A 12,837-nucleotide genomic window follows, 5' to 3' on the forward strand; every position below is an offset into this window, starting at 1 on the left:
CGCGAAACGCGAGTCAGACCAGTCGAGAGGTTTCAATCGCCGCGCGTACGAAATCGGCAAACAGCGGGTGCGGCGCGAAGGGTTTGGATTTCAGCTCGGGGTGGAATTGCACCCCGATGAACCAGGGGTGATCGGCCCATTCGACGATTTCCGGCAGACGCCCATCCGGTGACATGCCCGAAAACCGCAGGCCGACCTCTTCGAGTTTCTCGCGATATTTGGTGTCGACCTCATAACGGTGACGGTGGCGTTCCTCGATGTCGAGCCCGCCATAGATATCGGCCACTTTCGAGCCTTTGGTGAGGGTGGCATCATAGGCGCCAAGGCGCATTGTGCCGCCCTTGTCGTCCGACACCTTGCGCTGCACCTTTTCGTTGCCCTGCACCCATTCCTTGAGGTGATAGACCACCGGCTCGAACCGCTTTTTGCCGGCCTCGTGGTCAAATTCCTCTGATCCTGCATCGGGCAGCCCAGCCACATTGCGCGCCGCCTCGATCACTGCCATTTGCATCCCCAAACAGATGCCAAGATAGGGAATCTTGCGGGTGCGGGCAAATTCGGCCGCCTTGATCTTGCCTTCGGTGCCGCGCTCGCCAAAGCCGCCGGGCACAAGGATGGCGTGAAACCCTTCCAGATACGGGGCCGGGTCTTCGGTATCAAACACCTCGGCATCGACCCATTGCACGTTGACCTTGACCCGGTTGGCCATGCCGCCATGGGTCAGCGCCTCTTTGATCGACTTATAGGCATCCTCAAGCTGAACGTACTTGCCGACGATGGCGACGTTGACCTCACCATCAAAGTTGTGAATGCGATCGGCCACATCCTTCCAGACGGTCAGATCGGGCTTGGGGGCAGGCGAGATATCAAAGGCGTCAAGCACCGCCTGATCAAGCCCCTCGCGGTGATAGGCAAGCGGCGCCTCGTAGATGGATTTGAGATCATAGGCCGCGACGACCGACTCCTTGCGGACATTACAAAACAGCGCGATCTTTTCGCGTTCCTTTTCGGGGATCGGATGTTCAGAGCGGCACACAAGGATATCGGGCGCGATACCGATGGATTGCAACTCTTTCACCGAATGCTGAGTCGGCTTGGTCTTGAGCTCGCCACTGGCGGCGAGATAGGGCAAGAGGGTCAGATGCATGAAGATGCACTGGCCGCGCGGCTTGTCATGGCTGAACTGGCGGATCGCCTCGAAGAACGGCAGGCCCTCGATATCGCCCACGGTGCCGCCGATTTCGCAGAGCATGAAATCGACCTCGTCATCGCCGATGGCAAGGAAATCCTTGATCTCGTTGGTGACATGCGGGACCACCTGGATGGTCTTGCCAAGGTAATCGCCGCGCCGCTCACGCTCCAGCACGTTGGAATAGATCCGCCCCGAACTCACGGAATCGGTATAGCGCGCCGGAACGCCGGTGAAGCGCTCGTAATGGCCAAGGTCAAGATCGGTCTCGGCGCCGTCATCGGTCACGAAAACCTCGCCATGCTCAAACGGGCTCATGGTGCCGGGATCAACGTTAAGATAGGGGTCAAGCTTGCGCAGGCGCACCGAAAATCCACGCGCCTGAAGCAGGGCACCAAGAGCCGCAGAGGCAAGCCCCTTGCCCAGAGATGAAACAACGCCGCCGGTAATGAAAATATAACGTGCCATGCGCGTGGCGCCCCCCGTGATTTCTTTTGTGTGATATGCGGTAAAGCGCCCAGACCGGCCATCAAAAGACCGAGGCATCACGGGGCTCAACCCTTATAGGATTCGCAACAATAGCGCAAGCCAACCGCAAGATGATGTTGCGGCACTGGTTTTGCTATCAATTCTTTGTGGTTAGTCGGCGGTCGGCGTCAAGGGGGCCGTATCGCCACTCGGCGGCGGCAAAAGCGTGTCGGCGTCGGGCAGGGCGGGAACGCTCGCCTCGGGGGCGGGCGGCGCATCGGTCAGACGATCAAGCACCGAAACCCCGGCCGCATTCTGCGCCGCGATGATCGTCAGGGTGATCGAGGTCACGATAAAGGCCGCAGCCAGAATCCAGGTCACCTTGCCAAGCGCCGTGGCCGCCGCGCGCCCGCTTACGGCACCGCCACCGCCCATGCCCAGACCGCCCCCTTCCGAACGCTGCAAAAGCACAACACCAATCAGCGCGATTGCCAGAAGAAGATGGATGGTAAGGACGACGTTTTCCATGAAGCACGGGCCTGTAAGTTAGCTTGGTCAGCCGCTATCTATGCAATTCCGCCAGTCCCCGCAACCCGGCAATGTCGATGTGATAGGACTTGGCGGAGTGAGGGTCTGTTTTTTGGACCTGCCTGTGTCGGCATGGCAGCCTTGCAAACCGGGATGATGACGCGGGGCAACGGCGGCTCTGCGGGACAAGGACGCAGCGGACGTTCGATGTTATCTCACCAAAGACCGCTTCAACGCACCGGCAAGGGGCAGGCTATTCAAGATGCGGTGAACCAGTTCGACGGTCCCAGACCATTGCCCAAAATTGCTGATCCCAATTCGTTTGGTGGCCGTCAAGGTAGCGGGATTTCCCTAGCGCGTCTCCAAGACGAGAAACAATTCCATAAAATTTCGTGTCCTCGGACCCGCAGTTAGCAAGCCAAATACGCCCGAGAGTGTAATTCAGGATCGAGTGATACAGCGTTATTCGGGTGGCTTTTTGAGGGTCATAGACGATCGGCCCACTTTCAATACACGCAGTGCTCTCTCCGGGATTGGCAAAGTGCAAACGACTTTGCCACTGAGCCAATTGCGAAGTGTAATGTGCATATGGCTGGACGGCTCCTGCCAGCTTAGCCATGAAGTCTTCCCAACTCTCCGACCAAAGTCCCGCACCATAGGAAGGCCATACTTCCCTAGCAAGCCACTGGCGGATTTTGCCGGGCGACGCTTTGCCCTTCAACCAGTCTTCTAGGATGGCTTCTCGGCCATTCGTTCGGCACATGCCCAGCTCAATTATTGCCAGCGCTTCAATGCAATATCGGGTTTGGGAAAGCGCGTTGGCGTGAATGCCTGCCTTGTTGGCTTCGTAAGCGATTTCCATGGCATGCACAAAAAAATAAACGGCTTCCTGCGGCGCCAAAGATAGGTGAGTTGGCAGACCATGCGATTTGATCGCCGCAGCAACTCTCTGGTGGACGGGATCGAATGCTTCCTCGGCCCTAGTAAACCAATCTGGTATGTCGCGTTCAGCCAATCAACTATCCCTTTTCGTTCGTGGCCTTGGAATAACGCTAGCTGGAGTTCTTGTCACGCTCATGGCAGCGCGGACATAAGCCGAACTACATGCGCATCGCAGCATTCGTCACATTAGAGCTCCCACCAGCCGTTGCCCGAGACATTATCGCCGCTCACTCATCCACGTCATCCATATCCGCCTGACCCGACAGCTTGCGGCGCACGTGGCTCCAGCTCAGGCCAATGCCAAGCACCAGCGACAGCGCCAGAAGCCCGAGCCAGACGTTGACCGACGGATTATCCAGTCGCAGGATGCCATAGTCGTAAAGCACCCACAGCAGGGCTGCGGCGATGGCCATGACAAGCCCCATACCAAAGCCGCCAATCGAGCGCAGCGTGGCGCGCAGGTAAATGATATATCCCACCAACAAGAGTAGCCCCAGCAACACGGTCAGCGGCATCTGATCGCCAAACCCCGTCTGCGCCCAGGTCACGTAATTCCACTCGGTCGGATTGAACGTCGCCGACAACAGGCCAAAGGCCATCGCCCAACGCAAAACAAAGCCCATCCGTCGATCCTTTCCCGTCAATCCCCCCTGATTTGCCGCAGGCGCCATCCCCTGTCTAGGGGCTGCGGCGATTTAGTGGTTTCGCCCGCCGCTGCGCGCCGCTATACGGGCTCCGGTTTTGACCAAATGCCGAGAGGATAATCATGGCAAATGTCGTCGTAGTCGGTGCCCAGTGGGGCGACGAGGGAAAAGGCAAGCTTGTGGACTGGCTGAGCGAGCGCGCCGATGTGATCGCGCGCTTTCAGGGCGGTCATAATGCGGGCCACACGCTTGTCATTGATGGCGAGGTCTTCAAGCTCAATGCGCTGCCTTCGGGCGTGGTGCGGGGCGGCAAGCTTAGCGTGATTGGCAATGGCGTGGTGCTCGACCCTTGGCATCTGGTCAAGGAAATTGCCTCGATCCGCAAGCAGGGTGTCGAAATCACCCCCGAAACGCTGATGATCGCGGAGAACACGCCGCTGATCCTGCCGATCCACGGCGAGCTTGACCGCGCCCGCGAAGAGGTCGCAAGCAAGGGAACCAAGATCGGCACCACCGGGCGCGGCATCGGCCCCGCCTATGAAGACAAGGTCGGGCGCCGCTCTGTCCGGGTGGCCGATCTGGCCGACGAGGCGACCCTGGTGGCACGGGTGGATCGCGCGCTTCAGCATCATGATCCGCTGCGCAAGGGGCTTGGGATTGATCCGATCGACCGCGACGCGCTGATCGCCCAACTCAGAGAGATCGCGCCGGAAATCCTGCAATACGCCGCGCCGGTCTGGAAGCTGCTGAACGAAAAGCGCCGGGCCGGCAAACGCATCCTGTTTGAGGGCGCACAAGGCGCGCTGCTCGACATCGACTTTGGCACCTATCCGTTCGTCACCTCGTCAAACGTGATCGCAGGGCAGGCGGCCACCGGAACCGGCATCGGGCCGGGTTCGATCGACTACGTGCTTGGCATCGTCAAGGCCTATACCACCCGCGTCGGCGAGGGGCCTTTCCCGACCGAGCTTGAGGATGAAGACGGTATTCGCCTTGGCACGCGCGGCCATGAATTCGGCACCGTCACCGGGCGCAAGCGCCGCTGCGGCTGGTTTGATGCCTGCCTCGTGCGCCAGACCTGCGCCACCTCGGGCGTCAACGGCATTGCCCTGACCAAGCTTGACGTCCTCGATGGCTTCGAGACCCTCAAGATCTGCGTCGCCTACGACCTTGACGGCAAACGGCTTGACTATCTGCCGACCGCCGCCGAGCAACAGGCCCGCTGCACGCCCATTTACGAGGAAATGCCGGGGTGGTCGGATTCGACCGAAGGCGCACGGAGCTGGGCCGACCTGCCGGCCGAGGCCATCAAATATGTCCGCCGCGTCGAAGAGTTGATTGATTGCCCCGTGGCCCTACTTTCAACCTCACCCGAGCGCGAGGATACCATCCTCGTGACCGACCCCTTCGCGGATTGAGGACAAACATGGCCCTAAGCTACAAGGCGCGCCGCCGCTGGTCTCTGGTGATTTTGCTGATCGGAATGCCCGCCTATGTGGTGGCAGCCGTTAGCGTGATCGGCCTGCTGGAGCGGCCCGCCATGTGGCTGGAACTCTTGATCTATGTCGCTCTTGGCATTGTCTGGATTCTGCCGTTCAAGTTCGTTTTCAAGGGCGTCGGTCAGGCCGATCCCGACGGCCCTGACAAATAATCGCTCGACGCCCAACCGCTATTTCTTCTTGGCCCAAATACTCAAATTCCGGCGCGCGCCTCTAAAGGCCTGCGCCGGAAATCTTGTCAGCCCCGCATTCGCACAGCATCCGCATCAAAGAGCGGCTCGGTGATCAAAGTGGCCGGATAGCGCTCCCCCAAAATCTCGATCTCGGCGGTCAGACCCGCCACGGCCTGATCTGCGGGAACAAGCCCGAGGGCGATGGATTTTTCGGCGTGATGCGAATAGCCGCCCGAGGTGCAAAATCCTTGCACGTCGCCCTCGATCCAGATCGGCTCATATCCGTTGACATCCGCGTCCTCGGCCTTGACTTCGAAGGCGACAAGCTTGCGTTTCGCGCCCGTCTCACGCTCGGCCTCGGCCGCCGCGCGACCGATGAAGTCGGCGGCTTTGGTGAAGCTGATAAAGCGGTCCATGCCGGTCTCGGCCGGGGTGTAATCCGGCGAAAACTCGTTCATCCAGGAGCCAAAAAAGCGGTCCAGCCGCAAGGACATCATCGCGCGCATGCCAAAGGGGCGCATGCCGTGGGCTTGCCCCTCGCGCCAGAGCACATCCCAAAGCGCGCGTTGCGCCATCGGATCGCAAAAGATTTCATAGCCAAGATCGCCGGTATAGCTGACCCGCTGCACCAGACAGTCGACCATGCCGATGGTGGCGCGGTGGATGTCCATGAATTTCATCTCCTCAACCCGGTCACGGGTCACCGCCACCAGAACCTCGCGCGCTTTCGGCCCGGCGATCTGAAACCCGTTCAGGCGGTCGCTGACATTCTCGACGCGCACATCTTCGGCGTCATTCATCGCGAACCAACGCATGTGAAACGCCTGCGCGCCGTAAGATGCGGTCAACCGAAAGGTTTCGTCGTTGAGACAAGACACCGTGAAATCGCCCCAAAGCCTGCCCCTGGGCGAAAGCATCGGCGTCAGCGACAGGCGCCCCGGTTTGGGAATGCGCCCGGCCATGATCCGGTCAAGCCAGGCGCGCGCGCCGGTGCCGGTGACAAGGTATTTGCCGAAATTGTGCACCTCGTTGATGCCGACGGCGCCGCGCACGGCGGCAACCTCGCGGGCCGTCGCCTCCCAGGCGTTCGAGCGGCGGAAGGACGGGGTTTCAAAGCGCGGCTCATCGCCTGTGGCAAAGTAATTGACCACCTCAAGCCCGTATTGCGCGCCCCAGACCGCGCCCATGCCGTCAAACACGTCATACATCGGGGTTTGGCGCAGCGGGCGCGCGGCGGGAAGTTCTTCGTTGGGGTAGCTCACGGAAAAGCGTTTCTGGTAATTCTCGATCACCTTGGGGCGGGTATAACCCGGCGTGATCCAGTCGCCAAAGCGCGCCACATCCATCGCCGTTACATCGCGCTCGCATTCGCCTGATGTCATCCATTGCGCCAGCATGAGACCGACGCCGCCGCCCTGGCTGAACCCGGCCATGACGCCGCAGGCCGACCAATAGCCGCGCATCCCTGGCACCGGACCCACCAGAGGGTTGCCGTCGGGCGCAAAGGTGAAGGGGCCGTGGATCACCGATTTGACCCCGGCCTTTTCCAGCACCGGAAAGCGGCGATAGGCAAATTCGATGCTGGCCTCGATCTTGTCGAGGTTGTCGGGCAAGAGCTCATGTCCAAACTCCCACGGGGTGCCATCCACCGCCCAGGGTTTGCAGGGTTGCTCGTAAAACCCGATGCAGAGGCCGCGGCCTTCCTGACGCAGATAGCTTTCGCCGGCGGGGTCCATCACATGCGGATGTTCCGCGTCACGCTCATAAATCTCGGGGATCTCGTCGGTGACGATATATTGGTGCTCCATCGGGTGCAGCGGCAGGTAAACCCCGGCCATCGCCGCCACTTCACGCGCCCAGAGCCCGCCGGCATTCACCACATGCTCGGTATGCACGGTGCCCTTGTCGGTGACCACGTCCCAAGTGCCATCGCCGCGCTGTTTCGTTTCGCGCACCATGCAATGGGTTTCAATCAACGCGCCACCCATCCGCGCGGCGCGTGCATAGGCATGGGTGGTGCCCGAGGGATCAAGATGACCGTCGAGCGGATCATAGAGCCCGCCAAGGATGCCGTCGATATTGGTCACCGGCGCGATTTTGGCGATTTCCTCGGGGGTGACGATATGGGTGTCAAGCCCCATGTAGCGATGCTTGGCGCGCTCGGCCAAAAGCATGTCAAACCGGTCGCGATTGTCCGCCAGGGTCACGCCACCGACGTGATGCAGCCCGCAGGACATGCCGGTGATCTCTTCGAGTTCCTTGTAAAGGCGGATGGTATAGCCCTGAAGCGCGGCCATGTTGGTATCGCCATTGAGCGTGTGAAACCCGCCTGCGGCGTGCCAAGTGCTTCCCGAGGTCAGCTCGGAGCGTTCAAGTAGAATCACATCGGACCAGCCAAGCTTGGTCAGGTGATAAAGCACCGAACAGCCGACGACACCGCCGCCGATCACGACGACGCGGGTGGTGGTTTTCATGGCGGGCCTCCTTGCGGGTTTTTAGGTTCAGAGTGAAGCCCTGTTGGGGGCGTGCATGCACATTTGCGACAGATAATGTCGTTTGTCTTGGCTGACCTGGGTTTTCCAGGTGGAGCGGCTGCGCCGCGCTGCCTATGCTTTGATGAGGGGCGCTGCCCCTCAAACTCCCCGGAGTATTTACACTAAGAAGAAGGCGAATCGGCGCGCGCGAGAAAAGCCGGAAGATGGAACCACAACGACAGAACATGTCGGAGACTGGCAATTAAAGGCGCTGCGTGGTCTTCAATATGGCGCAAGGACATAAAGCCAAGGGAAGACCCATGAAGACCCATGCACAGGCAGTCGTGATCGGCGGCGGCGTAATCGGATGCTCGATCCTTTATCACCTGGCCAAGCTTGGCTGGTCCGATGTGGTTCTGCTGGAACGTGACGAGCTAACCTCGGGGAGCACATGGCACGCAGCGGCCAATATTCACGGGCTGCATGACAGCGCCAATATCAGCCGCCTGCAACATTACACCATGACCCTCTACAACAGCCTTGAGCAGGAAACCGGCCAGTCCTGTGGCGTGTTTCAGCCCGGCAGCCTTTATCTTGCGCAGACCGAGAACCGCGAGCATCAGCTGCGCCTGCAGGCGGCCAAGGCCAAGCTTTACGGGATGAATTTTCACGAGGTGACCCGTGACGAGGCCGAGCGGCTTCATCCGCTGGTCAATTTCGACGGCATCCGCTGTATCATGTGGGAGCCCGATGGCGGCAATGTCGACCCGTCGGGTGTGACCAATGCCTATGCGGCCGGTGCGCGCCAGAGGGGCGCCGAGATCAACCGCTTTACGCCCGTGACCGGCACCGAGCAACAGCCCGACGGCACATGGATCGTGCACACGCCCAAGGGCGATATCAAGACCCAATGGGTGATCAATGCCGGTGGTCTGTGGGGGCGCGAAGTGGCCGCGCTCGCGGGGATCAAGGTGCCGTTGCAGCCGACAGAGCACCAGTATTTCGTGACCGAAACCATTGCCGAGATTGCCGCGATGGACCGCCGTTTGCCCTCGGTTGCGGATCGCGATGGCGAATATTACCTGCGTCAGGAGGGCAAGGGCCTTTTGATCGGCGCCTATGAGCAGGACATGAAGTTCTGGGCCGAAGATGGCACGCCGCTTGATTTCGCGCATGAGCTTTTTGCCGATGATCTTGACCGGATCATGGAGAATGTGATGCGCGCCATGGACCGTGTGCCGCTGGCCGCCGAAGCGGGGGTAAAGCGGGTGATCAACGGGCCGATGATCTGGTCGCCCGACAGCAATGTGATCTTGGGGCCGGTGCCCGAGTTGAAGAATTACTTCATGTGCGGTGGCATTATTCCGGGCTTTAGCCAATCGGCGGGCATGGGGTTGATGGTGGCGCAGTGGATCACCACCGGCGAGATGGAATATGACATGTTCGCCTGGGATATCGCGCGCTTTGGTCTTTGGGCAAATGACAAAAAATTCGTCAAGGCCAAGGTGCAGGATCAATATGCCCACCGTTTTGCGATCCATTACCCTAATGAGGAACGCAGCGCCGGGCGACCGCTGCGCACCCGCCCGGTATATGAGCGGCAAAAACAGTTGGGGGCGGTGTTTGGCCTTAACTACGGCTGGGAACATCCGCTTTGGTATGCGAGCGCGCCCGGCACGGCTGATACCAACGGCTTTACCCGCCAGAACTGGTGGGCGTCGGTTGGCGAGGAATGCAAAATGCTGCGCGAGCGGGCAGGTATCATCGACATCTCGAACTTTGCCAAGTACCGCGTCAAAGGGCCCGGCGCCGAGGATTGGCTAAACGCGGTTTTTGCCAACCGGATGCCACGTGCGGTGGGGCGCTCTTGCCTGACGCCGCTGATCGGGGTGCGCGGCGGGATTGCCGGGGATGCCACCGTGACGCGGCTCGGCGAGGATGAATTCTGGGTGATCTCCTCGGGCATGGCTGAGCGCTATCACAAGCGGTTTTTCGATGCCGTGCCCTTGCCCGAGGGCACCATCTTTGAGAGTCTGACCGAGGAGGTCTGCGGCTTTAACGTGGCCGGTCCGAAATCACGCGAGATGTTGCAGCGCTTGACCAATGCGTCACTGGCGACGGATGATTTCGCCTTCATGCGCTCGCAGCGCATTACCCTTGGTGGCGTCGACTGTGTTGCCCTGCGTGTAAGCTTTACCGGCGATCTGGGGTGGGAATTGCATTGCGCCACCGAAGATCAGGCGCAATTGTACGACGCGCTTCTCGAGGCGGGCAAAGAGGTTGGCGCCGGGCCGGTCGGCAGCCGAGCGCTGATGTCGATGCGGGTTGAAAAGGGCTATGGCTCGTGGAGTCGCGAATATAGCCCTGAATACTGGCCGCAAGAGGTCGGACTTGCGGGTCTTTGCAAGATGGACAAGGATTTTCTCAACAAGGGTGCGGTGCAAGAGGTGCTTGCCAAGGCCCCGCGCGAGACGCTTGTGCTGTTGCATCTGGACGAGGCGGAGGTAACTGCCTCAAACGCCGATGCCACCGGCGGCGAGCCGATCATGAAGGATGGCAAGGGCATCGGCCGGGTCACCTCGGGCACCTATGGCTATAGCGTCGGGATGAGCCTTGCGCTTGGCTATGTCAAAGGCGCCGCGCCCGGTGACGAGGTCGAGGTGATGGTGCTGGGGCGCCCGCACAAGGCGCGCATCCTGCATGAACCACCGTTCGACCCAAGCGGCGCGCGTCTGCGGGCCTGATCAGGGCAACGGCCCTGCACCACTGGTGCGGGGACCCGGGCCGCCGGTGGATCACCCCTGGCGTTAATTGGGCCTGCGCGCGAGACGTCCGCAGGGTAGTTATCGGTTGAGCGGGAGTGCGTGTCATCGGCGGCAAGCATCATCCAGTCGTGATCAACCAAAAGCTCCTGAATGCTGGTCGAGGGCATTGGCCTGCCGAAAAAGTAGCCCTGAACCTCTTTGCAGCCCTGTTGCTTGAGTTTGCGCGCCTGCGCCAGGGTTTCCACCCCTTCGGCATTTGACGTCATGCCAAGCGACGCGCCAAGGTCAATGACGGCCTGGATGATGCAATCCGCCTCGGTGCTTCGGCCAAGTCCCGCGATAAAGGATTGGTCGATCTTGATCTTGTCAAATTCGATCCGGCGCAGATAGTTCAGGCTGGAATAGCCGGTGCCGAAATCATCCATCGCGATGCGCACGCCCATGGCTTTGAGCTCGCTCAGGATCGCGATGGTTTCCTCGGTGTTTTGAAGCAAAATTCCCTCGGTGATCTCAATTTCAAGCCTGTTCGGGTCGATCCCCTCGGTATCAAGCGCGCTGCGGACGGTTTCGATGATATTGCCCTGGCGAAACTGAATCGGAGAGACATTGACGGCAAATTTCAACTCGGGCCAGTCACTTGCCTGGGCACAGGCCTGGCGAATGACCCAATCGCCGATCGGAATGATCAACCCGGTCTCTTCTGCCAGGTGCACGAACTGATCCGGCGGCACCCGGCCTTTGGTCGGGTGGTTCCAGCGCAGCAAGGCCTCGACACCGACCATCTTGCCGGATGTCAGATTGACCTGAGGTTGAAACTCCAGCTCAAGTTGACCCTCTGGAATGGCGCGTCTGAGATCGCCCTCAAGCTGTTTGCGGATCAGCAGTTGTTGGTTCATGTGTTCGGCGAAAAACTGTAACGATCCTCGGCATTTGCCCTTGGCGCGATAGAGCGCAAGATCGGCCTGTTTGAGAAGGGTCGCGGCCGTGATTTGCTCGTCACCGTTCTGGATCGTGATGCCGACGCTGACACCGACATAGGCCTCGGTCCCGTCAAGATCAAAGGGCCGTGCCAGCGCGGCGATGATCTGGCTGGCAAGCTGCGTGGCACGATGCGGCTGGTCCTTGGTTGTCTGCACGATGGCAAATTCATCGCCGCCCAACCGCGCCAGAAAGTCGTTGTGTTCAAGCAGGGCCTTTATGCGCGCCGTGGCTTGCTTCAATAGATCGTCCCCGGCTGCATGGCCAAGGGTATCGTTGACGTCCTTGAAGTGATCCAGATCAAGGCACAAGACGGCCAGTGGCTGTTCTCTGTGCTCGGTATCGACGGCAGCGTTGTCGAGCCAATCGTTGAACAACGTTCGATTGGGCAGTTTCGTCAACGGATCGTGGCTTGCCAGAAACGATGCGTGATCCATCGCCCGCCGCAAGACCCCGAGGGGAAGCGTGCGCATGGCGAGAAAGATGAGGGTTCCAATGAGGCTTGAGAATAAAAAGACCACAAGGCTGCGCTCGACCAGCGGGCGCAGGCTTTGTGTGATCTCCAGAGTGCCGGCTTTGATTCCAGCATCGAATACCGGGGCGGTGGTCGTGATCATCGGGCCGGGCAGGGCGCTATTGCCGACCTCGGTGACCAGTGCGCCGTCAATGTCATAGAGGCGGCGAATCTCGGTCTTTTCGTGCCCGTCGAGAATTTCGTTTAATCTCAGGGATTCGAACTGCCACATTTGAGGGTTGCGCCCGATAATCTGTGAGACGGACCTTGAACTCACTTTGGCCTGCGCGCTGGAACTGCCGCGGGCGTATTCATAGCCGAAGTAAAAGTAGAAAACCGGCGCCATCACGGCAAAAGCAATGGCAAGCACCAAAGCAAAAACGTCGTCAGCTGAAGGACACGCGGGTCAATCTCTCGGGTCAAGGTGCTTTGCTCAAACATTGAATTCACTTCCAGGCGGGGGGGGAATCATGGGCCAGAAGGATATAGCGGGCCTGATCGGAATAGACAAAATCCCGGAACTGGGCGGCTTGAGGCGGCAAGGTTTGCTTTGAAACCACGTAAATGGACTTCAAAAGCGCGTCTGCCCGGCCTTCGGAAAAGGCGCCGTCCGACGCCGTGTTATCCAGCCTAAGGACTTTGAGGCGTCGTTTTTCCGTTTTG

8 protein-coding genes and 1 pseudogene are annotated in these 12,837 nt (G+C 59.9%); 3 read left to right on the plus strand and 6 right to left on the minus strand.

The features are described 5' to 3' along the window. Window positions 1–13: 13 nt before the first annotated feature. From pyrG to ROG8370_RS00495, 4 genes are all read right to left on the minus strand, one after another. Window positions 14–1,657 carry a CTP synthase gene (gene pyrG / locus ROG8370_RS00480; protein WP_085825266.1) on the minus strand — a complete coding sequence of 548 codons (1,644 nt, stop codon included), beginning with the start codon at window positions 1,655–1,657 and terminating at the stop codon, window positions 14–16. Between the two features lie 171 nt (window positions 1,658–1,828). Then, a complete protein-coding gene (gene secG, locus ROG8370_RS00485; RefSeq protein WP_085825125.1) occupies window positions 1,829–2,185 on the minus strand; it encodes a preprotein translocase subunit SecG in 357 nt (118 codons plus the stop codon). Window positions 2,186–2,438: 253 nt separating this feature from the next. Beyond that, a complete protein-coding gene (locus ROG8370_RS00490; protein ID WP_085825126.1) occupies window positions 2,439–3,200 on the minus strand; it encodes a hypothetical protein in 762 nt (253 codons plus the stop codon). A 154-nt stretch (window positions 3,201–3,354) separates the two neighbouring features. Beyond that, window positions 3,355–3,750 (minus strand): DUF6524 family protein, encoded by a 396-nt coding sequence (locus tag ROG8370_RS00495; RefSeq protein WP_085825127.1) that lies wholly within the window; start codon window positions 3,748–3,750, stop codon window positions 3,355–3,357. Between the two features lie 143 nt (window positions 3,751–3,893). On the opposite strand from ROG8370_RS00495, the gene ROG8370_RS00500 reads away from it, so the two are divergent. Then, window positions 3,894–5,189 (plus strand): adenylosuccinate synthase, encoded by a 1,296-nt coding sequence (locus ROG8370_RS00500; RefSeq protein WP_085825128.1) that lies wholly within the window; start codon window positions 3,894–3,896, stop codon window positions 5,187–5,189. An 8-nt stretch (window positions 5,190–5,197) separates the two neighbouring features. Next, window positions 5,198–5,422 (plus strand): DUF2842 domain-containing protein, encoded by a 225-nt coding sequence (locus ROG8370_RS00505; protein WP_085825129.1) that lies wholly within the window; start codon window positions 5,198–5,200, stop codon window positions 5,420–5,422. Window positions 5,423–5,508: 86 nt separating this feature from the next. On the opposite strand, the gene ROG8370_RS00510 is transcribed toward ROG8370_RS00505, so the two are convergent. Next, the gene (locus ROG8370_RS00510; protein WP_085825130.1) at window positions 5,509–7,917 is read right to left on the minus strand and encodes a GcvT family protein; all 2,409 of its coding nucleotides are present in this window, start codon (window positions 7,915–7,917) and stop codon (window positions 5,509–5,511) included. Between the two features lie 320 nt (window positions 7,918–8,237). Here ROG8370_RS00510 and ROG8370_RS20840 point away from each other — a divergent pair, with 320 nt between their 5' ends. Then, a complete protein-coding gene (locus ROG8370_RS20840; RefSeq protein ID WP_085825131.1) occupies window positions 8,238–10,661 on the plus strand; it encodes a GcvT family protein in 2,424 nt (807 codons plus the stop codon). Between the two features lie 200 nt (window positions 10,662–10,861). Here the strand turns inward: ROG8370_RS20840 and ROG8370_RS20845 are convergent. Beyond that, window positions 10,862–12,520: pseudogene (locus tag ROG8370_RS20845) on the minus strand (putative bifunctional diguanylate cyclase/phosphodiesterase); the annotation flags it as partial. Window positions 12,521–12,837 lie beyond the last annotated feature (317 nt).

Source organism: Roseovarius gaetbuli (assembly GCF_900172365.1).
Taxonomy (GTDB): Bacteria; Pseudomonadota; Alphaproteobacteria; order Rhodobacterales; family Rhodobacteraceae; genus Roseovarius; species Roseovarius gaetbuli.